General features: G+C 71.6%; 20 protein-coding genes. 3 read left to right on the top strand and 17 right to left on the bottom strand.

Translation table 11 applies throughout. The annotated features are described in order from the left end of the window. Positions 1-27: 27 nt before the first annotated feature. The 12 genes from pgi to SL103_RS09525 all read right to left on the bottom strand — a co-directional run bounded on the left by pgi (position 28) and on the right by SL103_RS09525 (position 13,016). Positions 28-1,704, bottom strand: coding sequence for a glucose-6-phosphate isomerase (gene pgi / locus SL103_RS09580; protein ID WP_069573572.1), 1,677 nt, complete (start codon positions 1,702-1,704; stop codon positions 28-30). 286 nt (positions 1,705-1,990) lie between these two features. Then, complete coding sequence (locus SL103_RS09575; RefSeq protein ID WP_016578660.1) at positions 1,991-2,326, bottom strand: RNA polymerase-binding protein RbpA; 336 nt, start codon at positions 2,324-2,326, stop codon at positions 1,991-1,993. A 155-nt stretch (positions 2,327-2,481) separates the two neighbouring features. After that, positions 2,482-2,718, bottom strand: coding sequence for a preprotein translocase subunit SecG (secG, locus tag SL103_RS09570; protein ID WP_030411885.1), 237 nt, complete (start codon positions 2,716-2,718; stop codon positions 2,482-2,484). A 140-nt stretch (positions 2,719-2,858) separates the two neighbouring features. Continuing rightward, on the bottom strand, positions 2,859-3,614 hold the full coding sequence (tpiA, locus tag SL103_RS09565) for a triose-phosphate isomerase (protein ID WP_069573571.1): 756 nt from the start codon (positions 3,612-3,614) through the stop codon (positions 2,859-2,861). A gap of 39 nt (positions 3,615-3,653) precedes the next feature. Further along, positions 3,654-4,856: a phosphoglycerate kinase gene (locus tag SL103_RS09560; RefSeq protein ID WP_069568301.1), complete on the bottom strand. Its 1,203-nt coding sequence runs from the start codon at positions 4,854-4,856 to the stop codon at positions 3,654-3,656. A gap of 114 nt (positions 4,857-4,970) precedes the next feature. Next, the gene (gap, locus tag SL103_RS09555; RefSeq protein ID WP_069568300.1) at positions 4,971-5,975 is read right to left on the bottom strand and encodes a type I glyceraldehyde-3-phosphate dehydrogenase; all 1,005 of its coding nucleotides are present in this window, start codon (positions 5,973-5,975) and stop codon (positions 4,971-4,973) included. A 223-nt stretch (positions 5,976-6,198) separates the two neighbouring features. Beyond that, complete coding sequence (gene whiA, locus SL103_RS09550; protein WP_018091880.1) at positions 6,199-7,188, bottom strand: DNA-binding protein WhiA; 990 nt, start codon at positions 7,186-7,188, stop codon at positions 6,199-6,201. Then, a complete protein-coding gene (locus SL103_RS09545; RefSeq protein WP_069568299.1) occupies positions 7,179-8,240 on the bottom strand; it encodes a gluconeogenesis factor YvcK family protein in 1,062 nt (353 codons plus the stop codon). The genes whiA and SL103_RS09545 overlap by 10 nt, the downstream gene beginning before the upstream one ends. Beyond that, entirely contained in the window at positions 8,237-9,190 is a 954-nt protein-coding gene (gene rapZ / locus SL103_RS09540; RefSeq protein WP_079145657.1) for an RNase adapter RapZ, read from the bottom strand. Before rapZ ends, SL103_RS09545 begins: the two co-directional genes overlap by 4 nt. Beyond that, complete coding sequence (uvrC, locus tag SL103_RS09535) at positions 9,187-11,256, bottom strand: excinuclease ABC subunit UvrC (RefSeq protein ID WP_069573570.1); 2,070 nt, start codon at positions 11,254-11,256, stop codon at positions 9,187-9,189. Before uvrC ends, rapZ begins: the two co-directional genes overlap by 4 nt. A 221-nt stretch (positions 11,257-11,477) precedes the next feature. Further along, positions 11,478-12,380, bottom strand: coding sequence for a hypothetical protein (locus tag SL103_RS09530; protein WP_069568297.1), 903 nt, complete (start codon positions 12,378-12,380; stop codon positions 11,478-11,480). Between the two features lie 3 nt (positions 12,381-12,383). Continuing rightward, complete coding sequence (locus SL103_RS09525) at positions 12,384-13,016, bottom strand: papain-like cysteine protease family protein (RefSeq protein ID WP_069568296.1); 633 nt, start codon at positions 13,014-13,016, stop codon at positions 12,384-12,386. 240 nt (positions 13,017-13,256) lie between these two features. On the opposite strand from SL103_RS09525, the gene SL103_RS09520 reads away from it, so the two are divergent. After that, entirely contained in the window at positions 13,257-14,192 is a 936-nt protein-coding gene (locus SL103_RS09520) for a hypothetical protein (RefSeq protein ID WP_069568295.1), read from the top strand. Positions 14,193-14,225: 33 nt separating this feature from the next. Here the strand turns inward: SL103_RS09520 and SL103_RS09515 are convergent, their stop codons facing one another. The 3 genes from SL103_RS09515 to SL103_RS09505 are packed head-to-tail and all read right to left on the bottom strand — an operon-like array spanning position 14,226 to position 17,096. Further along, a complete protein-coding gene (locus SL103_RS09515; RefSeq protein ID WP_069568294.1) occupies positions 14,226-14,639 on the bottom strand; it encodes a Rieske (2Fe-2S) protein in 414 nt (137 codons plus the stop codon). Between the two features lie 21 nt (positions 14,640-14,660). Next, positions 14,661-16,073 carry a sugar porter family MFS transporter gene (locus SL103_RS09510; protein WP_069568293.1) on the bottom strand — a complete coding sequence of 471 codons (1,413 nt, stop codon included), beginning with the start codon at positions 16,071-16,073 and terminating at the stop codon, positions 14,661-14,663. A gap of 6 nt (positions 16,074-16,079) precedes the next feature. Further along, on the bottom strand, positions 16,080-17,096 hold the full coding sequence (locus tag SL103_RS09505; RefSeq protein ID WP_069568292.1) for a zinc-dependent alcohol dehydrogenase family protein: 1,017 nt from the start codon (positions 17,094-17,096) through the stop codon (positions 16,080-16,082). Between the two features lie 192 nt (positions 17,097-17,288). Between SL103_RS09505 and SL103_RS09500 the strand changes: the two genes are divergently transcribed. Continuing rightward, positions 17,289-18,335, top strand: a complete 1,047-nt coding sequence (locus tag SL103_RS09500; protein ID WP_069573568.1) for a LacI family DNA-binding transcriptional regulator — start codon at positions 17,289-17,291, stop codon at positions 18,333-18,335. Beyond that, complete coding sequence (locus tag SL103_RS09495; RefSeq protein ID WP_069568291.1) at positions 18,332-19,354, top strand: carbohydrate kinase family protein; 1,023 nt, start codon at positions 18,332-18,334, stop codon at positions 19,352-19,354. The genes SL103_RS09500 and SL103_RS09495 overlap by 4 nt, the downstream gene beginning before the upstream one ends. Positions 19,355-19,483: 129 nt before the next feature. On the opposite strand, the gene uvrA is transcribed toward SL103_RS09495, so the two are convergent. Next, a complete protein-coding gene (uvrA, locus tag SL103_RS09490; RefSeq protein WP_069573567.1) occupies positions 19,484-22,510 on the bottom strand; it encodes an excinuclease ABC subunit UvrA in 3,027 nt (1,008 codons plus the stop codon). A gap of 284 nt (positions 22,511-22,794) precedes the next feature. After that, positions 22,795-23,511, bottom strand: coding sequence for a TetR/AcrR family transcriptional regulator (locus SL103_RS09485; RefSeq protein ID WP_079145656.1), 717 nt, complete (start codon positions 23,509-23,511; stop codon positions 22,795-22,797). Between the last annotated feature and the right edge of the window lie 35 nt (positions 23,512-23,546).

Here is a 23,546-nt window from a genome sequence, read left to right as displayed (position 1 = left end):
TTGCGGGACGCACCGGGGCGCCGGGGATCAACGCCCGCGCAGCGCCCGGTACTTGCCGACCAGGCCGGCCGTCGAGGGGTCCAGTCCGGGCACCTCGGCGCCCTCGGTCAGGGCCGGTTCGATCCTCTTGGCCAGGACCTTGCCCAGCTCCACGCCCCACTGGTCGAAGGAGTCGATGTTCCACACCGCGCCCTGGACGAACACCTTGTGCTCGTAGAGCGCGACCAACTGGCCCAGCACGGACGGGCTGAGCTCCGAGGCCAGGATCGTGGTCGTGGGGTGGTTCCCGCGGAAGGTCTTGTGCGGCACGAGTTCCTCGGCCACCCCCTCGGCGCGCACCTCCTCCGGCGTCTTGCCGAAGGCCAGTGCCTGGCTCTGCGCGAAGAAGTTGGCCATCAGCAGGTCGTGCTGGGGGACCAGGCCCGGCCGCAGGTCGGGGACCGGCCGGGCGAACCCGACGAAGTCGGCCGGGATCATCTTCGTGCCCTGGTGGAGCAGCTGGTAGTAGGCGTGCTGGCCGTTGGTGCCGGGCGTGCCCCAGACGACGGGGCCGGTCTGCCAGTGGACCGGGTTGCCGTCGCGGTCGACCGACTTGCCGTTGGACTCCATGTCCAGCTGCTGGAGGTACGCGGTGAACTTGGACAGGTAGTGGCTGTAGGGCAGCACCGCGTGCGACTGGGCGTCCCAGAAGTTGCCGTACCAGATGCCGAGCAGGCCCATCAGCAGCGGGGCGTTCTCGTGCGGCGGCGCGGTCCGGAAGTGCTCGTCGACGAGGTGGAAGCCGGCCAGCATCTCGCGGAACTGCTCGTGGCCGATCGCGATCATCAGTGACAGGCCGATCGCGGAGTCGTAGGAGTAGCGACCGCCGACCCAGTCCCAGAACTCGAACATGTTGTCCGGGTTGATGCCGAACTCCGCCACCTTCTCGGCGTTGGTCGACAGCGCCACGAAGTGCTTGGCGACGGCCTCTCCCGCGCTCCCGGCACCGCCCGAGCCGGCGGCCCCCAGACCGGCGAGCAGCCAGTCGCGGGCGGAGGTGGCGTTGGTGATGGTCTCGATGGTGGTGAAGGTCTTCGAGGCGACGATGAACAGCGTCTCGGCGGGGTCCAGATCGCGCACCGCCTCGTGCAGATCGGCGCCGTCGACGTTGGAGACGAAGCGGAACTGCATGTCCCGGTGGCTGTAGGCGCGCAGCGCCTCGTACGCCATCGCCGGGCCCAGGTCCGAGCCGCCGATGCCGATGTTGACGACCGTCTTGATGCGCTTGCCGGTGTGGCCCTTCCAGTCGCCGGAGCGGACCCGGTCGGAGAAGATGCTCATCTTCGTCAGGACGGCCTGCACCGCGGGGACGACGTTCTCGCCGTCGCTCGCGATGACCGCCGAGCCGGGCGCGCGCAGTGCGGTGTGCAGCACCGACCGCTGCTCGGTGTTGTTGATCTTGTCGCCGCGGAACATCGCGTCCCGCAGCCCGGTCACGTCCGTCGCCGCGGCCAGGTCGCCCAGCAGCCGCAGCGTCTCGTCGGTGACCAGGTGCTTGGAGTAGTCCAGGTGCAGATCGCCGACCTGGAGGGTGTAGCGCTCGGCACGCCCCGGGTCCTGCTCGAACAGCTCGCGCAGACGCACCTCCCCCATCTGCTCCCGGTGCTTGCCCAGTGCCGTCCACTCAGGCATCTGGTCAAGCCTGCTGCGGCCTTCTGCGTTCATCTCGGACATCAGCCTTCTTCATCTCGTACCGGCCCCGCCGACTCCCAACCTAATTGATCAGCGGGCGGTGGGGGCATCTCCCACTCGAGCGAAGCCGAGAGTGGGGGAAGGTAGCTGTCCGCTGTCGGGCGACGCGCTGTCGGGCATCCGAAGAGCAGGTGTCGGCCCGCCTTCCGTCCCTGTACGCGAACGGCCCGCGGGGCGGCGCCCGGAGGCGGAAAACCGGCCGGCCCGGCCGGAGGGGTGTCTCCCTCCGGCCGGGCCGGCCGGTGTGTCCACAGGTCCGTCAGATCTCACCGCGGAGCTTGGCGAGCGCCTCCGCGAGGATCGCCTCACCGTCGGCGTCGCTGCGGCGCTCCCGGACGTAGGCGAGGTGGGTCTTGTACGGCTCGGTGCGCGGCGGGTCCGGCGGGCTGTCCCGGTCCTTGCCGGCCGGGAAACCACAGCGCGGGCAGTCCCAGGTGTCCGGAACCTGCGCATCGCCGGCGAAGCTGGGCTGCGTCTCGTGCCCGTTGGAGCACCAGAAGGAGATGCGGATGCGCGGCGCGGACTCGCCGCGCTCGGCCTCCCCCATCGGCCCCGCCCCGACCCGACTTCCTCGGATCGCGTTGCCACTTGCCACGGTCGTAACTCCCTGCGTAATGGTGCTGCAAAGCCTTCACAGCAACTGGCGCTGCGGAACGCCACAGTCTACGTAAGGCCCAACGCGCGTCCACTGACCGGAGTTACCCGTCCAAGGACGCCGCCCTCATGATAGGCCGCGCCTCCGACGGTATGTCAGCTGCCGAGCTTCATCAGGACGCCGAGGACGACGATGCAGGCGAACCACAGCAGACCGATCACGATGGTGATGCGGTCCAGGTTGCGCTCGGCGACCGAGGAGCCACCGACCGAGGACTGCATACCGCCGCCGAACATGTCGGAGAGGCCGCCGCCCTTCCCCTTGTGCATGAGCACCAGCATCATCAGCAGCAGGCTGAAGACGATGAGGGCGATCGAGAACCCGATGACCACGGCTGGACCAACTCTCTAGGACTGACGGACGGACGTATGGGTCAAGACATATGAACAAATGGTGCGGGGCCGGGGACGGCGCTGCTGCACCGGTCCCGGCCCCGACAGGGTACGACGAGGGCTCGCCCTCGTCATAGCTGCTACTGGTCGCGGAAACGGACGATCTTCACAAACTCGTCCGCGTCCAGCGCCGCGCCGCCGATCAGCGCGCCGTCGACGTCCGGCTGCGCCATGATCGCGGCGACGTTGCCGGACTTGACCGAGCCGCCGTACTGGATGCGGACCTTGTCGGCCAGATCCTGGCTGTAGAGCTCGGCGAGGCGCCCGCGGATCGCACCGCAGACCTCCTGCGCGTCCTCGGGGGTGGCGACCTCGCCGGTACCGATGGCCCAGACCGGCTCGTAGGCGATCACGATCGTCTCGGCCTGCTCCGCCGGGACGTCCTTGAGGCCGCCGTCGACCTGGGCGAGGGTGTGTGCGACCTGGTTGCCCGCCTTGCGGACGTCCAGGCCCTCACCGACGCACAGGATCGGCGTGAGGCCGTGCTTGAAGGCTGCCTTGACCTTGGCGTTGCAGACCTCTTCGTCCTCGCCGTGGTACTGGCGGCGCTCGCTGTGGCCGACGGCCACGAACGTGCACTTCAGCTTGGCGAGCATGGCGCCGGAGATCTCACCGGTGTAGGCCCCGGCGTCGTGCGCGGAGAGGTCCTGGGCACCGTACTTGATCTTGAGCTTGTCGCCGTCGACCAGGGTCTGCACCGAGCGCAGGTCGGTGAAGGGCGGCAGCACCGCGACCTCGACGGCGTCGAAGTCCTTGTCGGCGAGGGCGAAGGCGAGCTTCTGGACGTGCGCGATGGCCTCGAGGTGGTTGAGGTTCATCTTCCAGTTGCCCGCCATCAGCGGGGTGCGGCCGTTGCTGAGAGCAGTCACGGTGTTTCAGTCCTCCAGTGCGGCGAGGCCGGGGAGCGTCTTGCCCTCGAGGTATTCGAGGCTGGCGCCACCACCGGTCGAGATGTGGCCGAAAGCATTCTCGTCGAAGCCGAGCAGCCGGACCGCGGCGGCACTGTCCCCGCCGCCGACGACGGTGAAGGCGTCCGAGTCCAGCAGGGCCTGCGCGACGGCCTTGGTGCCGCCGGCGTAGTCGGGGTGCTCGAAGACGCCCATCGGGCCGTTCCAGAACACCGTGCCCGCGTCGGCCAGCTTCGCGGCGTACAGCTCGCGGGTCTTCGGGCCGATGTCCAGGCCCTCCTTGTCGGCCGGGATGGCGTCCGCGGCGACGATGTCGGGGTGGGCCGGGGCCTTGGTCTTCAGGTCGGGGAACTCGGCCGAAACCAGTACGTCGACGGGGAGCACGAACTCCACACCGCGCTTCTCGGCGCGCGCCAGGTATTCCAGGCAGGCGGGCACCTGGTCCTCCTGGAGCAGCGAGATGCCCACCTCGTGGCCCTTGGCCTTGAGGAAGGTGTACGCCATGCCGCCGCCGACCAGGATGCGGTCGGCCTTCTCGATCAGCTGGTCGATGACGGCGAGCTTGTCGGAGACCTTGGCGCCGCCGAGCGCGACCACGTAGGGGCGCTTGACGTCCTCGGTGAGCTTCTTCAGGACGCCGACCTCGGTGGCGATCAGGTCGCCGGCGGCGTGCGGAAGGCGCCGGGGCAGGTCGTAGACGGAGGCGTGCTTGCGGTGCACGGCGCCGAAGCCGTCCCCCACGTACAGCTCCGCGAGGGCGGCGAGCTGGTCGGCGAAGGCGCCCCGCTCGGCGTCGTCCTTGCTGGTCTCGCCCGCGTTGAAGCGGAGGTTCTCCAGCACCGCCACCTGGCCGTCGGCGAGGCCCGCGGTCACCGACCGGGCGGACTCACCGACCGTGTCGGTCGCGAACGCCACGTCCTGGCCCAGGATTTCGCCCAGCCGCCGCGCCGCGGGGGCCAGCGAGAACGCCGGGTCCGGGGCGCCCTTGGGACGGCCCAGGTGGGAGGCGACGATCACCTTGGCGCCGCGCTCGACGAGCTTGGCGATCGTCGGGGCGACGGCGCGGATCCGGCCGTCGTCGGTGATGGTGGTGCCGTCCAGCGGCACGTTCAGATCGGCGCGGACAAAGACCCGCCGCCCTGCTACCTGAAGGTCGTCGATCGTCTTCATGAGGAAGTGACTCCGTCGCTTGGTTCGGTCGTGGCACGGGGCCCGTACGGCGCTTCCTCGCGCCGTACGAGCCCCGTCCTCACATCTCGGTGCCTCGGGTACCAGGCAGAGATATCAGAGCTGGCCGCCGACGAAGGTGGTCAGGTCCACCAGGCGGTTGGAGTAGCCCCACTCGTTGTCGTACCAGCCGACGACCTTGACCTGCTTGCCCTGCGCCATCGTCAGGGAGGAGTCGAAGGTGCAGGAGGCCGGCCAGTTGACGATGTCCGAGGAGACGATCGGGTCCTCGGTGTACTCCAGGATGCCCTTGAGCTGGCCCTCGGCGGCCTTCTGGAAGGCGGCGTTGATCTCGTCCTTGCTGACCTCGCGGTCGAGCTCCAGGACCAGGTCGGTGACCGAGCCGGTGGGGACGGGCACGCGCATGGCGATGCCGTCCAGCTTGCCCTTCAGCTGCGGGAGGACCAGGGCGGTGGCCTTGGCGGCACCCGTCGAGGTCGGGATGATGTTCTCCGCGGCGGCACGGGCGCGGCGCAGGTCCTTGTGCGGGAAGTCCAGGATGCGCTGGTCGTTGGTGTACGCGTGGACCGTGGTCATCAGGCCCTTGACGATGCCGAAGTTCTCGTCGAGGACCTTCGCCATCGGCGCCACACAGTTGGTGGTGCAGGAGGCGTTGGAGATGACGTGGTGCTTGGCGGCGTCGTACTTGTCGTTGTTGACGCCCATCACGATCGTGATGTCCTCGTCCTTGGCGGGCGCGGAGATCAGGACCTTCTTGGCGCCGGCGGCGAGGTGCTTCGCGGCGTCCTCGCGCTTGGTGAAGATGCCGGTCGACTCGACGACGATGTCGGCGCCGAGCTCGCCCCAGGGGAGGTTCGCCGGGTCGCGCTCCGCCATCGTCTTGAAGGTCTGGTTGCCGACCGTGATGGTGTCGTCGGTGTGGCTGACGTCCTGCTTGAGGCGACCCAGAATGGTGTCGTACTTCAGCAGGTGGACCAGGGTGGCGTTGTCGGTCAGGTCGTTGACACCGACGATCTCGATGTCCGCACCCTGCTCCAGGAGCGCGCGGAAGTAGTTGCGACCAATGCGGCCGAATCCGTTGATGCCTACGCGGATCGTCACGAACCGATCTCCTCGTTGGTACGCCGGCGCAGTTACCGGCGAGCTGTATGGGATGTCCCCGACCGCCTCCGACCCTACCCCCTATACGAGACGTACGTGACATTGACAAAACGCGCTCGATGCTTCTCAGATGAGCGCTTTCGGCCCGGCGTCCGGCCGTGCGCGACCGCCCCCGGTGCGCGCGCGGCACCGGGGGCGGGAAGGACGGATGAGGAGGGTGCGGTCAGCCGACCATGCCCTCGGCGAGCTCCTCGGTGAGGTTGGACTCCGTACCGGGAATGCCCAGGTCCTGGGCGCGCTTGTCGGCCATCGCCAGCAGGCGGCGGATCCGGCCGGCGACGGCGTCCTTGGTCAGCGGCGGGTCGGCGAGCGCGCCCAGCTCCTCCAGCGACGCCTGCTTGTGCTCCATGCGCAGCCGGCCGGCCGCCGCGAGGTGCTCGGGGACCTCCTCGCCGAGGATCTCCAGGGCCCGCTGGACCCGGGCACCCGCGGCGACCGCGGCGCGTGCCGAGCGGCGGAGGTTGGCGTCGTCGAAGTTGGCCAGCCGGTTGGCGGTGGCCCGGACCTCGCGGCGCATCCGCCGCTCCTCCCAGGCGAGCACCGACTCGTGGGCGCCGAGCCGCGTCAGCAGCGCGCCGATCGCGTCACCGTCACGGACGACGACGCGGTCCACGCCGCGCACCTCGCGGGCCTTGGCGCCGATGCCGAGCCGGCGCGCCGCGCCGACCAGCGCGAGCGCCGCCTCGGGGCCGGGGCAGGTGACCTCCAGCGAGGAGGAGCGGCCGGGCTCGGTGAGCGAGCCGTGGGCCAGGAACGCGCCGCGCCACGCCGCTTCGGCGTCGCAGGTCGCACCGGAGACCACCTGCGGGGGCAGGCCGCGGATGGGGCGGCCGCGGCCGTCGACCAGGCCGGTCTGCCGGGCGAGCTGGTCGCCGCCGGCCACCACCCGTACGACGTAGCGGCTGCCGCGCCGCAGGCCGCCGGGGGCCATCACCACCAGGTCGGAGCTGTGGCCGAAGATCTCCAGGATGTCCTTGCGCAGCCGGCGGGCCGCGATGCCCGTGTCCAGCTCCGCCTCGATCACAATGCGTCCGCTGACCAGGTGCAGACCTCCCGCGAACCGCAGGATCGACGAGACCTCCGACTTCCGGCAGCAGGTCCGGGTGACGGGGAGCCGGGAGATCTCATCCTTCACCGCAGCCGTCATCGCCATGGGCCGATCCTTCCATGCATCCGAAAAATACGGTCGTACGCGGCTGCCAGCAGCTCCGGGTCGTGCCGGTCGGGGGCTCCCCCGGCACTCGACCGGGCGTCGTCTCCTTGTGCCGCGACTGCCGCCAGCTCGACCTCGCTGCCGACGAGTTGCTTGGCGGCAACCGTCAGACCTTCGGTGTCGGGCACGGCGGCCCTGTCGGCCAGCACCACGTCGAAGGCGAGTTTAGGGGCGTGTCGGGCCAAAACCTCCAAATGACGCTGCGGGGAGAAGCCATCGGTTTCGCCGGGTTGCGGCGCGAGGTTGAGGGAGAGGACCTTCCGGGCCTTGGTCTCCTCCAGCGCCTCGCGCAGCTCGGGCACCAGCAGATGCGGGATCACCGACGAGAACCACGAGCCGGGGCCGAGCACCACCCAGTCGGCGTCCCGCACCGCGGCGACCGCCTCCGGAACGGCCGGCGGCTCCTCCGGGACGACGTGCACGGACTGCACCTCGCCGCGGGTGAGCGCGACGGTGGCCTGGCCGCGGACCGTGGAGATGTCGTCGGGACGCTCCGGGTCATGGCCCCTGACCTGCGCCTGGAGCTCCAGGGGCACCGCCGACATCGGCAGCACCCGGCCGTGCGCGCCGAGCAGCTTGCCGACCAGGTCGAGCGCCTTGACGTGGTCACCGAGCTGCTCCCACAGGGCGACGATCAGCAGGTTGCCGACCGCGTGGTCGTGCAGCTCGCCCTCGCTCTGGAACCTGTGCTGGATCACCCGGGACCAGGTCTGGCCCCAGTCGTCGTCGCCGCACAGCGCGGCCAGCGCCTTACGGAGATCGCCGGGCGGCAGCACGCCCAGCTCGTCGCGGAGCCGGCCGCTGGAGCCGCCGTCGTCGGCGACCGTGACGACGGCCGTCAGGTCGCCGGTGATGCGGCGCAGCGCGGCGAGCGAGGCGGACAGGCCCATGCCGCCGCCGAGCGCCACCACCTTGGGCGTGGCGCCCTTCGTCGTGCGGACGCTGGGAACGAATCTGCGGACCCGGCGGAGCCGCGGGGTACGGCCGGTCACTCGCGCCCCATGTCCCGGTGGACGACGACCGTTTCCACCCCTTCGGAGACCAGGCGGCGGGCGAGCTTCTCGGACATCGCGACACTGCGGTGCTTGCCGCCCGTGCAGCCCACGGCGATGGTCACATAGCGCTTGCCCTCACGGCGGTAGCCCTCCGCGACGATCCGCAGCAGCTCGGCGTAGCCGTCGAGGAACTCCTTGGAGCCGGGCTGGCTGAAGACGTAGGTGGAGACCTCGTCGTTCAGGCCGGTGAAGGGGCGCAGCTCGGGGACCCAGTGCGGGTTGGGAATGAAGCGGCAGTCGATGACCATGTCGGCGTCGACCGGCAGGCCGTACTTGAAGCCGAAGGACATGACGGTGGCGCGCAGCTCGGGGACCTCCTCGCCGGCGAACTGGGCGTCCATCTTGGCGCGCAGCTCGTGGACGTTGAGGCTGGAGGTGTCGATGACCAGGTCGGCGTCGCCGCGCAGCTCGCGCAGCAGATCGCGCTCGGCGGCGATGCCGTCGACGATCCGGCCGTCGCCCTGGAGGGGGTGCGGGCGGCGCACCGACTCGAAGCGGCGCACCAGGGCCTCGTCGGAGGACTCCAGGAAGACGATGCGGCGCTTGACGTTCTGCGCGTCGAGGGTGGCCAGCGACTCCTTGAGGTTGGCGAAGAAGCGGCGGCCGCGGACGTCGACGACGACCGCGATGCGGGCGACGTTGCCCTGCGAGCGGGCGCCCAGCTCAACCATCGGGGCGATCAGCTCGGGCGGGATGTTGTCGACGACGAACCAGCCGAGGTCCTCCAGGCACTTCGCTGCCGTGCTGCGGCCGGCGCCGGACATCCCGGAGATGATCACCAGCTCCGGGATCGCGGCGCTCTCTCCCTGGTCGGACTCGCGCATCGTGCCCGTACTCACCTGTGCACCGTCTCTCTCGGTTTCCTGCGGTTCGCGCTCTGTACTCATCGTTCCTGCCCCCGTTCTGCCGACAACGCGGCCGGTGGGGCCCCGTCATCCTCAATGATCTCTCCTGTGGCGGTGTTCACCGCAGGAGCGGACGGCGCCGCCCCGGCCAGCGCCGCGGCGACCGTCTCGGCGGTCTTGCGGCCCACGCCGGGGACCGCGCAGATCTCGTCGACCGTCGCGGCGCGCAGCTTCTTCAACGAGCCGAAGTGCTTGAGGAGTGCCTGGCGGCGGGTGTCGCCCAGGCCCGGTACGGCGTCGAGCGGCGAGGACTTCAGCCGCTTGCTGCGCTTGTTGCGCTGGTAGGTGATCGCGAAGCGGTGCGCCTCGTCGCGGACCCGCTGGAGGAGGTAGAGCCCCTCGCTGCTGCGGGGCAGCACGACCGGGTCGTCCTCCCCGGGCAGCCAGACCTCTTCGAGGCGCTTGGCCAGGCCGCACACCGCGACGTCGTCGATGCCGAGCTCGTCCAGGGCCCGGCGGGCGGCCGCGACCTGGGGAGCGCCGCCGTCGACGACCACGAGCTGGGGAGGGTAGGCGAACCGCTTGGGGCGGCCGTCGTCGTCGACGGGGCGGCCGTCGGCCGGGTCCGGCTCCCCGGAGGCGGTGACCACACCGTCCACGGGGGCGGCGGTTGCGCCGTCGGGCTCCTCCGTCCACTCCCCCGACTTCTGCTTCTCCTGGAGATAGCGCTTGAAGCGGCGGCCGATGACCTCGTGCATGGACCGGACATCGTCCTGGCCCTCGAAGCCCTTGATCTGGAAGCGGCGGTATTCGCTCTTCCGGACGAGCCCGTCCTCGAACACCACCATCGAGGCGACCACGTCCTCGCCCTGGAGGTGGGAGATGTCGAAGCACTCGATGCGCAGCGGGACCGAGTCCAGACCGAGGGCCTCGGCGATCTCCTCCAGGGCGCGGGAGCGGGTGGTCAGGTCGGAGGCCCGCTTGGTCTTGTGCAGCGCCAGCGCCTGCTGGGCGTTGCGGCCGACCGTGGCCATCAGGTCCTTCTTGTCGCCGCGCTGCGGTATGCGCAGCGAGACCTGGGAGCCGCGGCGCTGGGAGAGCCACTGGGCGACCGGCTCGACGGGCTCGGGCAGCGCCGGGACCAGGACCTCCTTGGGGACGGCGTCCCCCTGCTCCTCGCCGTACAGCTGCTGGAGGGCGTGTTCGACGAGGCCAGCGGTGGTGACGGCCTCGACCTTGTCGGTGACCCAGCCGCGCTGGCCGCGCACCCGGCCGCCGCGGACGTGGAAGATCTGGACGGCGGCTTCGAGCTCGTCCTCGGCGACCGCGATCAGGTCGGCGTCGGTGGCGTCGGCCAGCACCACGGCGCTCTTCTCCATCGCCCGCTTGAGCGCGCCTATGTCGTCCCGCAGCCGGGCGGCGCGCTCGTACTCCATCTCCTCGGCGGCCTCCTGCATGCGGCGCTCCAGGCGGCGGAGGTAGGCGCCGGTGCGGCCGGCCATGAAGTCGCAGAACTCCTCGGCCAGTTCGCGGTGCTCCTCGGCGGGGATCCGGCCGACGCAGGGCGCGGAGCACTTGCCGATGTAGCCGAGCAGACAGGGGCGGCCGATCTGGGCGGAACGCTTGAACACGCCGGCGGAGCAGGTGCGTACGGGGAAGACGCGGAGCATCAGGTCGACGGTCTCGCGGATGGCCCAGGCGTGCGCGTACGGGCCGAAGTAGCGCACGCCCTTCTTCTTGGCGCCGCGCATGACCTGGACGCGCGGGAACTCTTCGTTGAGGGTCACCGCGAGGTACGGATAGCTCTTGTCGTCGCGGTACTTGACGTTGAAGCGGGGGTCGAACTCCTTGATCCAGCTGTATTCGAGCTGGAGCGCCTCGACCTCGGTGGTGACGACGGTCCACTCCACGGAGGCGGCGGTGGTGACCATCGTGCGGGTACGCGGGTGGAGACCGGCCAGGTCCTGGAAGTAGTTGGCCAGGCGCTGGCGCAGGCTCTTGGCCTTGCCCACGTAGATGACGCGGCCGTGTTCGTCGCGGAACTTATAGACCCCCGGCGAGTCGGGGATCTGTCCCGGCTTGGGTCGGTAGCTGCTGGGGTCTGCCATGCACACCACCCTACTGACCGCCACCGACAATCACGGTTTCCGGACCGTTGCCGAGGCGTGCGGAGGGCTCCTCCCCCCACCCCCGAACCCCACCCCCGCCCCCTCCCCCGAAGGGGGAGAGGGGGAGGGGGCGGGGGGACGCGATCCGGGGCGGGGAAAAGCGGCCCGGCGGAGGGATCGGCCTCGGCCCGCGGCTCCTCGCCCGCCCCGGTGGCTCCGCGTCAGCGGCCGCCGCGGCGCCTCCGCAGGGCCGCCGCGGCGGACAGGCCGAGGGCGAGCAGGGCGGCGGCGGCCGCCACCGTGGTGGCGGCGGTCACCGGCAGGCCGCCGCCCGTCACGGCGTCCGTCACGGCACTCGCCTCGGCCGGCTGCCGGGCGGCCGGCGCCCCGGCGGCAGGGGCGGGCCCGTTACCGCCCCCGGCGTTGCTACCGGGCCCGTAGCCGCCGGCCTCGCCCCGCTTGTCGTACGCGGAGCCGGGCAGCTTGTCCCCGTACGCCTTCGCCACCCGCTTCCGGTAGGCGTCGACGGTGGTGCCGTGGGCGCCGACGGCCTTGCGGGCGTCGGCGTCCAGCGGTTCGACGCGGTCCCCGCGCTGGAGGTACCAGGCGTCGATCTGGGGCTCGTGGAAGACCGTGCCGGACGCGTCCCGGGCCGCCCCGGCCGCCGCGTAGCGGGTCTCGTCGTCGCCGCTCGCGATGTTGACGACCTTCCAGGTGCCGCCCCGGCGTGCCGTCCACACCGAGGCGGTGCGGCCGTCGGCGGCCACCGCCTTGCTGGCGAGGAACTCCAGACGGGCGACGGGGGCCGCGGTCCGGCCGCGGACGAAGTCCGGTGAGAGGGCGTAGACGGGGACGGTGCCGCCCTCGATGTGCGGCGCGGCGGGTGCGGTGCCGGGTGCGGCCGCCGCGCCGCCGCCGCGCTTCCGTTCGGCGGCGAAGAACCGGGCGAGGGTGCCCAGGGTCGCCGGGTCGGTGGCCGCCGCGCGGGCCGCGGCGACGCCGGCCCGTCCGGGGGCCTGGGGCGCGGGCACCGGTGCGGCGAGCGCGGCGTGCGGCGCGAGGCCGAGCAGGACGGTGGCCAGCGCCCCGGTGGTGACGGCGCGGACTGCGGTGCGCTTCGTCATGGTTCAGGCTCCTATCCGGTAGAGGGAGTGCGTCCAGGAGAAGGAGCTGCCGTTCACGTAGTAGCCGAAGTCACCCCAGTTGTAGCGGTAGTTGGACGCCCAGGGGTCGCCCCAGTAGACCCAGTTGCGGTCGGTGTCGTAGCCGTAGACGACGTGCATGTGGCCGCCGCCGGAGGCCCACTGGATGCGGGTCTCGATGGGACGGTTGGCGTTGATCTCGGTCTGGACGGTGGAGTAGCGCAGCCATCCCGTCACGTAGGAGCCCGGGCTGATGCCCATCCAGTTGAAGGCGTTCTGCACATTGCCCAGGGTGGCCTGGTCGTTGGGGCAGGTGGTGCCCTGCGCGCGGTTGAACGCGGCGTTGCAGAACTGGTTCTGACTGTAGTTCCTGCCGTACCAGGCCGCGATGGTGTTGCCGGAGCCGGCCCAGCACCAGTTGGTCTGCTCCTGGGCCTGCATGGCGATGTCGAGGCGGTTGGCGGTGCGCAGGGCGGGCGCGGTGTGCGCGGGGGCGTGCGCCGGGGGCCCGGCCGCGGCGGCGGCCGTCCCCGGGAGCATGGTCAGTACGCCGACGGTGAGCGCCGCGGCCGCGAACCATCTGCGGCGTGAACGGCGTGCGGGGAGTGCACGGAGCATGGCGTTCCTCCCGACTGGGGGGTGAGGGGTGAGAGGAGCGCATCCGGATGCTTGCGAAGGAGCATCGGGTGTTGTCGCAGGCAGGTCAACACGCTTCAATGCGGAATGACATGGGGGTGTGTACGAACGGGCCCGGATGTGAACGGCCGGTGCCCGGCGTACTGCAGTGAACAGGCAGGCAGAGTGCGCGGCGTGCGATCCGGTTGTGAACGTTCACCGGCGCGCCGGAGGAACGAGGCAATGGCACAGAACGCTCCCCAGGCCGCCGAGCTGGCGCAGCTGCTGCGGACCGGCCCCTTCCACCTCGCGCTGCGCTCGGCGCTCACCGCCCGCGGACTCGCGCTCACCCGCGTCCAGCACAAGCTCGCCCAGCGCGGCATCACCATCGGGGTGACCAGCCTGAGCTACTGGCAGCAGGGGGCCCGGCGCCCGCAGCGCCCGGAGTCGCTGCGGGCGGTGCGTGCCCTGGAGGAGGTGCTCGACCTGCCCGCGCACTCGCTGCACCGGCTGCTGGTCCCCGAGGGCGGACGCCCGGAGGCCGAGCGCCCGGCCGCCCGCTCGTACCGTTCGCTGGTGGCGCCGGCCGGCACGCTGCAGCGGCTCTTCACCGAGCTGGAGATCCCCGCGGACGGCGGGCTGCACACCGTGGGCCACCACGAGCGGGTACGCATCGGCCCCGCCCGCCGGCTCGCCGAGCGGGAGTCGCTGCAGGTGGTCCGCGCGCACCGGGACGGCGTGGACCGCTACGTCGCCATCCACCGGGGCGAGACGGGCTGCGATCCGTCGCGGGTACGGGTGCGGACCGGGGAGAACTGCCGCCTGGGCCGGGTCCGCGGCGACGCCGAGGCCGGGGTGGTGGTCGCCGAGCTGCTCTTCGACACCCGGCTGCGGGCCGGTGAGACCCATGTCTTCGGCTACGCCTTCGAGGACGGCAGCGGCGGCCCCAGCGCCGAGTACCTGCGCGGCTTCAGCTTCGCCGGCGGCCAGTACGTCCTGCAGGTGCGCTTCGACGAGGCGGCGCTGCCGGTGCGCTGCCGCCGCTTCGCCCAGGCGTCGGCGGGCGCCCCGCGCAGCGCCCAGCAGGAGCTGACGCTCAGCGGCCGGCACCACGCGGTCCACCTCGTGGAGCAGGGCGTACGGCCGGGCATCCTGGGGATCGGCTGGGACTGGGGGTGACAGCGGGGCGCCGGGCCCGGGCGGCCGGCCGCCTCAGCCGGCGATCAGCTTGCCGCCCTCGGCCCGGACCGGGACCTCGGGCAGCGGCTCGGCGGCCGGGCCCTGGACGACCTTGCCGGTCGTGACGTCGAAGCGGCTGCCGTGGCAGGGGCAGCTGCCTTCCTTCTTCTCGACGTCGGACAGGATGCAGCCGGCGTGGGTGCACTTGGCGCTGAAGCACTTGTACTTGCCCTTGGTGGGCTGCGAGACGACCAGCCGGTCCTCGCGGTAGAGCCTGGCGCCGCCCACCGGGACGTCGGCGGCGGCCCCCAGCTCGACCGGCTTGTCGGGCACCCCCGAGTCGTTCCCGTCCGCGTCCCCCGGCGAGCAGGCCGCCAGCCCGAAGCCGGCGGCACCCGCGAGCGCGGCCCCCCGCAGCACGGTCCGGCGGGCGGGGGACTTGCTCATGGCTGCTCCAGGGCGACGGGGTCAGACGGCTTCGGCCCCCGACGATACCGGGGCGGAGCGGGCCGATTCCGACCGGGCCGGGCCACCGTGCAGCAGGTCCTGTTCGATCTCCTCCAGGCTGCGGCCCTTGGTCTCCGGCAGCAGCTTGTGGACGAAGCAGAACGCCAGCAGGGTCGTTCCGGCGAAGATCAGGAAGTTGGCCCCGGCGCCCCAGGCGTGCAGCAGGGACGGGAAGAGCAGCGCCACGACCATGTTGAACAGCCAGTTGAACAGCACGCACAGGCTCACCGCGGCGGCCCGGATCCGCATCGGGAACAGCTCGGGCAGCATCACCCACTGCACCGGTCCCCAGGAGATCGCGAAGGAGCCGATGTACAGCGCGATGCCGAGCAGGGTGAGGGCGGAGAGCAGCGCGCCGTAGCCGAGCCCGGAGAGGTTGGTCACGGCCAGCAGCACCATCGCCGCGCACATCCCCAGCGCCCCGAGGAGCAGCAGCGGTTTGCGCCCCCTGCGGTCGATCAGCCGCATCGCGGGCAGCGTCATCAGCATGTTGAGCAGGCCGATGCCGACGTTGGCGAGGATGGCGCCGTCGGAGCCGAACCCGATGTCGGTGAGCAGGGTCGGGGCGTAGTAGATGATCGTGTTGATGCCGACGAAGTTCTGGAAGAGGACCAGCAGCATGCCGGCCACGAACACCGGCCGCAGCCGCGGCGACAGCAGGCGGCGCAGGGTCAGCGGCTCGCTCTGCTCCCGTTCCGCGCGCTCGGTCCGCTCGATCTCGGCCAGCTCCTGCCCCGCCGCCCCGGCGTCGCCGCGCAGCCGGGTCAGCACCGTGCGGGCCTCGGCGCTGCGGCCCCTGCCCACCAGCCAGCGCGGGCTCTCCGGCTGGGTGAGGATGCCCAGCGCGAGGACCGCCGCGGGGACGGTGCCCAGGCCGATCATCCAGCGCCACGCCCCGGCGCCGGCCAGCAGGTAGTCGGTGACGTAGGCGACGAAGATGCCGACGGTGACCAGGAGTTGCATCAGCGAGGTCAGCCCGCCGCGGACGTGCGCGGGCGCGAGTTCGGTGAGGTAGAGCGGGACGACGACGGAGGCGATGCCGACGCCGATGCCGAGGACGAACCGGAAGCCGATCAGCGCGGCCGCCCCGGTGGCGAGGGCGGCGCCGAGGGTGCCCAGGATGAAGACCCCGGAGGCCGCGAGGATCAGCCGGCGCCGGCCCCAGGAATCGCTCAGCCGCCCCGACAGGCCGGCGCCGAGCATGGCCCCCACCAGGAGGCCCGAAACGACCAGACCTTCCAGCAGCGGGGTGAGGGCGATGTCGTTCTTGATGAAGAGCATGGCGCCGGAGATGACCCCGGTGTCATAGCCCCACAGGATGCCGCCGAGGGCACCGAAGACCCAGATCAGCGCGTTCTTGAAGCGTGCGGGCACGGTCGTTCAGCCCTTCTGCGGGGCGATGTGGATCTTGCGGCCGGTGCCGGCCCGGAAGCGGGCCACCGCCTCGTCGAAGCCGTCCAGCCCGTAGACGTCGCTGACCAGTGAGTCGACGGCGAATCCGCCGAGGCCGGCGGCGAGCAGGTCGATGGCCGGCTGGAAGCTGTTGTGCACCGCCATCGAGCCGATGATGTCGATCTCGTGGTGGTAGACGCGGTACGGGGAGAAGGACGCCGAACGGGCCGGGTCGGCGACGCCGAACTGGAGGAAGGTGCCGCCGCGGCGCACCCGTCCCAGGCCGTCCTCGATGGCCGCGACGGCCCCGGTCGCGTCGATCACGACCTCGAAGCCGGGCGTCCGGCGGAGCTGGTCGGCGCCGGTCGCGGCGGCGTCCACGCCGAAGGTACGGGCGAACGCCAGCCGGTCCTCGTTGAGGTCCACGACGCTGACCGAGGCGGCGCCCGCGGTCCGTACGAGCGCGGCCATCATCAGCCCCATGGTGCCGGCGCCGTAGATCAGATAGTGCTCGCCGGGGCGGCGCGGCAGCCGGTTCAGGCCGTGCACCGCGCAGGAGAGCGGCTCGACGAGCCCGGCCGCGGCTTCCGAGAGGCCGTCGGGCAGGACGTAGCAGCAGCGTTCCGGTACGGCGACCAGTTCGGCGAAGCCGCCGGCGCGGGTGACGCCGATCGCGGCGTAGTCCTCGCAGAGGTTGCCGCGGCCGATCCGGCAGTAGTGGCAGGCGCCGCACGGCATGTTGGGGTCGACCGCGACCCGCTCGCCGACCGCCCGGCCGGTGACCGCCGCGCCGACGGCCACGATCTCGCCGGTCAGCTCGTGCCCGGGGACCAACGGGTAGGCCGCGGCGGGCAGTTCGCCGCCGAGGAGGTGCATATCGGTGCCGCACAGCCCGCAGGACGTGACCCGCACGACCACCTCATCGGGTTCCGGGCGGGGGTCGGGCAGTTCGGTGACCGCGGTGCTCCCCGGATTGCCCGGTGCGGTGACCACGAGAGCGCGCATCGGCGCCTCCTCACGACGTCGTGCTGGTGCGATGCCGGGGACCTTACAGAAAAGCCGCCAGGACGTAAACGCTTACGCAAGCGTTTACGTTTGCGGTCGGATGCTCGTAGTGTGGTGGACTCGCGGGACGAGGCCGTGCCGGGCACGGCCGTGGGCGCCGCCGTGGCGCCGCGCGCGGGGAGGAAGAGCCGGATGACGACGATGGTGGATGTGGCGCGGCGGGCGGGGGTCTCCGTCGCCACGGTCTCGCACGTACTGAACGAGACCCGGCCGGTGCGCCCGGACACCCGGGCCGCGGTGCTCGGCGCCATCGAGGAGCTGGGCTACACCCACAACACCCTGGCCCGCTCGCTGGTCACCTCCCGCACCCGCTCCATCGGCCTGGCGGTCTCCGCGATCAGCAACCCGTACTTCACCGAGATCCTCCAGGGCGTCGAGGCCGGTGCGCTGGAGGCCGGGTACAGCCTGCTGATCGCCGACCCGCACGACGATCCGCACCACGAGCGCAAGGTCGTCCAGCTGCTGCACGAGCGGCGGGTGGACGGCATGATCGTCGCGCCGTCCGCGGAGCCCGCCGAGATGGTCGACTACCTGGCCCGGCGCGAGGTGCCCACCGTCTTCCTGGACCGGCTGGTGGGCGATGCGTACGACCAGGTGTGCGCCGAGAACACCGGTCCGGTGCGCCAACTGGTCGAGCACCTGGCGGACTTGGGGCACACCCGGATCGGCCTGGTGGCAGGGCTGCCCGGGCTGAGCACCACCACCGAGCGCGTCCAGGGCTACCGCGACGGGCTGCGCGCCCGCGGCCTGCCCTTCGCGCCGGAACTCCTGGCCGGCGGCAACTCCGAGGCGGAGGGCGCCCAGGACGCCACCCGCCATCTGCTGGCCGCGCCGGAGCCGCCCACCGCCCTCATCACCGCCAACAACGCGATGACCATCGGCGCGCTCCGGGCGCTCGGCGCACTCGGCCTGCAGGTGCCCCGGGACATCGCGCTGGCCTGCTTCGACGACTTCTCCTGGGCCGATCTCTTCACGCCCCGGCTGACCGCGATCGCCCAGCCCAGCAAGGACATCGGGGCGGCGGCGGTACGGCTGCTGCTGGAACGCCTCCAGGAGCCGGACCGCCCGCCGCGCACCGTCCGCCTCCCCTGTGCCTTCGTGCACCGTACGTCGTGCGGCTGCGCCGAACCCGCCCCGGCCGCTCCCCCGGCCGCCCAGGAAAGGAACCGCACCCCGTGATCGTCGTCGCCGGCGAGGCGCTGATCGACCTCGTCCCCAGCCCGCAGCCGTCCGCCCCGGGCGATCCGCTGCCCGCGCTGCTGCCGCGGCGCGGCGGCGGGCCGTACAACACCGCCCTCGCGCTGGGGCGGCTGGGCTCGCCCACCACCTTCTGCTCCCGGATCTCGACCGACAGCTTCGGCGAGGCGCTGCTCGACGGGCTGCGCGGCGGCGGGGTGGACACCTCGCTGGTGCAGCGCGGCGGTGAGCCGACCACCCTCGCGGTGGCGGACATCAGCCCGGACGGCTCGGCGGGCTACGGCTTCTACGCCGAGGGCACCGCCGACCGGCTGTTCGCGGTGCCGCCGGCGCTGCCGGAGGGGGTGCGGGCGCTCTCGCTGGGCACCTGCTCGCTCGTCCTGGAACCGGGCGCGAGCGCCTACGAGGCGCTGCTGCGCCGGGAGGCCCGGCGCGGAGTCTTCACCGCCCTCGACCCGAACATCCGGCCCGGCCTGATCCCGGACGCGGACGCCTACCGGGCGCGCTTCCGCTCCTGGCTGCCGGATCTGGGGCTGCTGAAGCTGTCGGAGGAGGACGCGCTGTGGCTGGCGGGGGCGCCTGCCGGGCCGGCGGGCGGCCCGGACGGGGCCGCCGGCGGTTCCGGGGTCCCCGCGGGCGGTGCCGGCGGCGGGCTTCCGGACGCGGTCGTCGCGGCGGCCCGGGAGTGGCTGGCCGCGGGACCGGCGGCGCTCGTGCTGACCCGTGGCGGTGACGGGCTGACGGTGCTGACGCGGGACGGCGGGGAGGTGACGGTGCCGGGCGAGCCGGTCACGGTCGTCGACACGATCGGCGCCGGTGACACCGTCAATGCCGCGCTGCTGCACCGCCTGGACGCCCATGGCGCCCTCTCGTACGCCGCGGTCGCCGCCCTCGGCGCGGACGACTGGCGGGACATCCTCCGCTTCGCCGCCCGCGCGGCGGCCGTCACCTGCTCGCGCGCGGGTGCGGAGCCGCCGTTCGCGGCGGAACTGGCGGCGTGACGCGGCGGCGCCGGCGGGGCCCCGGGGCGTAGGAGCCGCGGGGCCAGGGGCGTACCGACGGCGGCGGGCCGTCACCGCTCCCGTGGTGGGGAGGGTGACGGCCCGCCGTGTGCGGCTACGCCGGCATCGTCAGGACGTGGCCCGCCGGGACTTCGCCGTCGTCTTCTTGGCCGCGGTCTTCTTCGCCGCGGTTTTCTTGGCCGCGGTCGTCGTCGCCGGCGTCTTCTTGGCTGCCGTCGTCGTGGTCCTCTTGGCGGCCTTCTTCGCCGGGCCGGGGTTGCCGCCCGCCCCCGCCACCGTCGCGGCGTCGCTGACCCGGTCGCCGAGGATCTCCCGCAGGAACTTGCCGGTGTGGCTCGCCGGGACCGACGCGATGTCCTCCGGGGAGCCCTCGGCGATGACCAGACCGCCGCCGTTGCCGCCCTCGGGGCCCATGTCGATGACCCAGTCAGCGGTCTTGATCACATCGAGGTTGTGCTCGATGACGATCACCGTGTTGCCCTTGTCGACCAGCCCGGACAGCACGTTGATGAGCTTGCTGATGTCGTCGAAGTGCAGACCGGTGGTCGGCTCGTCGAGGACGTAGACGGTGCTGCCCGTCGAGCGCTTCTGCAGTTCGCTGGCGAGCTTGACGCGCTGGGCCTCGCCGCCGGAGAGCGTCGGCGCGGACTGCCCGAGGCGGACGTAGCCGAGGCCGACCTCGTGGAGCGTCCTGAGGTGCCGGGCGATGGTCGGCACCGCCTCGAAGAAGCTCAGCGCCTCCTCGATGGGCATGTCCAGCACCTCGGCGATGGACTTGCCCTTGTAGTGGACCTCCAGCGTCTCGCGGTTGTAGCGCGCGCCGTGGCACACCTCGCACGGCACATACACGTCCGGCAGGAAGTTCATCTCGATCTTGATGGTGCCGTCGCCGGAGCAGTTCTCGCAGCGGCCACCCTTGACGTTGAAGGAGAAGCGTCCCGGCAGGTAGCCGCGGACCTTGGCCTCCATCGTCTCCGCGAAGAGCTTGCGGACGTGGTCGAAGACCCCGGTGTACGTGGCCGGGTTGGAGCGCGGGGTACGGCCGATCGGCGACTGGTCGACGTGCACGACCTTGTCCACCAGATCGTCGCCCGCGACCCGGGTGTGCCGGCCCGGCACCGACTTCGCGCCGTTCAGCTCGCGCGCGAGGTGGGTGTAGAGGATGTCGTTGACCAGCGTCGACTTGCCGGACCCGGAGACGCCGGTGACGGCGGTGAACACCCCGAGCGGGAAGGAGACGTCGATGTCGCGGAGGTTGTTCTCCTTCGCGCCGTGCACCGTCAGCTGCCGCTTGGCGTCGGCGGGCCGGCGGATGTCCGGCGTCGCGATGGCCTTCTTGCCGGCGAGGTACTGACCGGTGATCGACTCCTTGTTGGTCAGCAGCTGCTTCATCGGGCCGCTGTGCACGACCTTGCCGCCGTGCTCGCCGGCGCCCGGGCCGATGTCGACGACCCAGTCGGCCACCTTGATGGTGTCCTCGTCGTGCTCCACCACGATCAGGGTGTTGCCCATGTCGCGCAGCCGCACCAGGGTTTCGATCAGCCGGTGGTTGTCGCGCTGGTGCAGGCCGATCGACGGCTCGTCGAGGACGTAGAGCACGCCCACCAGGCCCGAGCCGATCTGGGTGGCCAGGCGGATGCGCTGGGCCTCGCCGCCGGAGAGGGTGCCCGCCGCGCGGTTCAGCGAGAGGTAGTCCAGACCGACGTCGACCAGGAACTTCAGTCGCTCGTTGACCTCCTTGAGGACCCGCTCGGCGATCTTCTTCTCGCGGGCGTCGAGCTTCATCTCCCGCAGGAAGTCGGCGCAGTCGCTGATCGACATGGCCGCGACCTCGGCGATCGACCTCTCCTGGACCGTGACGGCGAGGACGATCGGCTTCAGCCGCGTGCCCTCACAGGTCGGGCAGGGCACCTCGCGCATGTAGCCCTCGAAGCGCTCGCGGCTGCTGTCGCTCTCCGCCTCGGAGTGCCGCCGCTTGACGAACGGCACGGCGCCTTCGAAGGGGGTGGTGTACGCCCGCTGACGGCCGTAGCGGTTGCGGTAGCGGACCTCGATCTGGGTCTTGTGCCCGTACAGCAGGGCCTTCTTGGCGCGGGCCGGCAGCCCCGCCCACGGGATGTCCGTACGGAATCCGAGGGCGTCGGCCAGCGCGCCGATCAGGCGGCCGAAGTAGTCCTTGGTGTGGCCGCCGGACCAGGGGTGGAGGGCGCCCTCGTCGAGGGAGCGGTCCTCGTCGGGGACGATCAGCTCGGGGTCGACCTCCATGCGCGTGCCGATGCCGGTGCAGTCCGGGCAGGCGCCGAAGGGCGAGTTGAAGGAGAAGGAGCGGGGCTCCAGCTCCTCGAAGGACAGGTCGTCGTAGGCGCAGTACAGATGCTCCGAGTACATCCGCTCGCGCTGCGGGTCGTCCGGCTCCAGGTCGACGAAGTCGAGGATGACCATGCCGCCGGAGAGCCCGAGGGCGGTCTCGACGGAGTCGGTCAGCCGGCGCTTGGCGGTCTCCTTGACCGTGAGGCGGTCGACGACCACCTCGATGGTGTGCTTCTCCTGCTTCTTGAGCTTCGGGGGCTCGGAGAGCTGGATGGTCTCGCCGTCGACCCGGGCCCGGCTGTAGCCCTTGGTCTGGAGGTCGGCGAAGAGGTCGACGAACTCGCCCTTGCGCTCGCGCACCAGGGGGGAGAGCACCTGGAAGCGGCTGCCCTCGGGCAGCTCCAGCACCTTGTCGACGATGGCCTGCGGCGACTGCCGGGCGATCGGCCGCCCGCACTCGGGACAGTGCGGCTTGCCGATGCGGGCGAAGAGCAGGCGGAGGTAGTCGTAGACCTCGGTGATCGTGCCGACCGTCGAGCGCGGGTTGCGCGAGGTCGACTTCTGATCGATCGAGACCGCCGGGGACAGGCCCTCGATGAAGTCCACATCGGGCTTGTCCATCTGCCCGAGGAACTGCCGGGCGTAGGAGGACAGCGACTCGACGTAACGCCGCTGCCCCTCGGCGAAGATCGTGTCGAAGGCGAGCGAGGACTTGCCCGACCCGGAGAGACCCGTGAAGACGATGAGGGAGTCACGGGGAAGGTCGAGCGAGACGTTCTTGAGATTGTGCTCGCGAGCGCCACGGACGATGAGACGGTCGGCCACGCCGGTCGGCACCTTTCTTGGGTTCAGGGGCGGGAGCCGCGGCTCTGCGTCCGCCGCTCGGTGACGAGCAGAGGCGGCGAAGCGAAGCGGAACCCCGCCCCAGGGTAGGGGGCCCGTCGCGGCACTGTCTTTGGGATGCCATACACGAGCCTATAGCACGCGCATTCGATTTACCGGGCTCGTAAGCCCTCTTCACCCGAACGTGTGGCGGCGCCACATCCTTCCCGCGGCCCGCCACACGCTCCTGCGCTGCACAAACGCCCCCGCACGACCTCGCCCCGGCGTCAAGCCGAGAGTGCCCGCTCCAGCGCTTCGAACGTCCGCCGCACCACCTCGACCTGCCCGGCCGCCACCTCGTCGACCGCCTCGCCCGCGAGCTGCCGGCCGATCGCCTCGGCGAACGCGGTCCGGACCCCCGCGACGATCAGCGCGGCGGCCAGCCGGGAGCGGTGTCCGGGCCGCTCGGCGTCGCCGCCCTCGGCCTCGGCCAGCAGCCCGGCCAGGGTGTGCTCCAGCTCCTCCACCACCTCACGCCCCCGCGCCAGTAGTGCCGGCGAGTCCCGCACCGTCCGCCAGAAGTGTTCGTACCCCTCCCCCACGGCGCCCAGCGGGTGCCGCTGCGCCAGCAGGCCGAGGACGAGCCGGCGCAGCGCGGCCAGCGGCGCCTCGCCGGCACCGCGCTCCCGTACGGCGCGGATCAGCAGCTCCCGGCCCTCGGGGACCCGGTCGAGGAAGAGGTCCTCCTTGCGCGGGAAGTAGTTGAAGACGGTCATCGTGGAGACCTCGGCGGCCCGGGCGACCTCGGCGACGGTGACGTTGTCGAAGCCGTGCCGGATGAACAGCAGCGTGGCCTCACCGGAGATCCGCTGCCGGGTGCGCAGCTTCTTGCGCTCGCGCAGCGTCAGCCGCCCGTCCTCCTCGCCGAAGCCGGTCTCCCCCTCCGGGCCGGCGGGCCACCTCCCGGCGGCCGTCTCCGTACCTGCGTGTCGCTGCTCGTCCATGCCCCAGATCCTAGGCCGCACCCCCCGTAAATTTT

The organism is Streptomyces lydicus (assembly GCF_001729485.1).
Classification (GTDB): Bacteria; Actinomycetota; Actinomycetes; order Streptomycetales; family Streptomycetaceae; genus Streptomyces; species Streptomyces lydicus_D.
The sequence above is the reverse complement of the archived record's forward strand: the minus strand, read 5'-3'. Positions and strand labels throughout refer to the sequence as shown.

What these genes read in the sequence shown, in the direction of transcription:
- SL103_RS09500 (WP_069573568.1), top strand. Translation starts at nt 17,289, where the DNA reads ATGACGACGATGGTGGATGTGGCGCGGCGGGCGGGGGTCTCCGTCGCC.
- tpiA (WP_069573571.1), bottom strand. Translation starts at nt 3,614, where the DNA reads ATGGCGGGCAACTGGAAGATGAACCTCAACCACCTCGAGGCCATCGCG.
- SL103_RS09505 (WP_069568292.1), bottom strand. Translation starts at nt 17,096, where the DNA reads ATGCGCGCTCTCGTGGTCACCGCACCGGGCAATCCGGGGAGCACCGCG.
- pgi (WP_069573572.1), bottom strand. Translation starts at nt 1,704, where the DNA reads ATGAACGCAGAAGGCCGCAGCAGGCTTGACCAGATGCCTGAGTGGACG.
- SL103_RS09530 (WP_069568297.1), bottom strand. Translation starts at nt 12,380, where the DNA reads ATGACGAAGCGCACCGCAGTCCGCGCCGTCACCACCGGGGCGCTGGCC.
- SL103_RS09520 (WP_069568295.1), top strand. Translation starts at nt 13,257, where the DNA reads ATGGCACAGAACGCTCCCCAGGCCGCCGAGCTGGCGCAGCTGCTGCGG.
- whiA (WP_018091880.1), bottom strand. Translation starts at nt 7,188, where the DNA reads ATGGCGATGACGGCTGCGGTGAAGGATGAGATCTCCCGGCTCCCCGTC.
- SL103_RS09525 (WP_069568296.1), bottom strand. Translation starts at nt 13,016, where the DNA reads ATGCTCCGTGCACTCCCCGCACGCCGTTCACGCCGCAGATGGTTCGCG.
- rapZ (WP_079145657.1), bottom strand. Translation starts at nt 9,190, where the DNA reads ATGAGTACAGAGCGCGAACCGCAGGAAACCGAGAGAGACGGTGCACAG.
- SL103_RS09485 (WP_079145656.1), bottom strand. Translation starts at nt 23,511, where the DNA reads ATGGACGAGCAGCGACACGCAGGTACGGAGACGGCCGCCGGGAGGTGG.
- SL103_RS09560 (WP_069568301.1), bottom strand. Translation starts at nt 4,856, where the DNA reads ATGAAGACGATCGACGACCTTCAGGTAGCAGGGCGGCGGGTCTTTGTC.
- SL103_RS09515 (WP_069568294.1), bottom strand. Translation starts at nt 14,639, where the DNA reads ATGAGCAAGTCCCCCGCCCGCCGGACCGTGCTGCGGGGGGCCGCGCTC.
- uvrC (WP_069573570.1), bottom strand. Translation starts at nt 11,256, where the DNA reads ATGGCAGACCCCAGCAGCTACCGACCCAAGCCGGGACAGATCCCCGAC.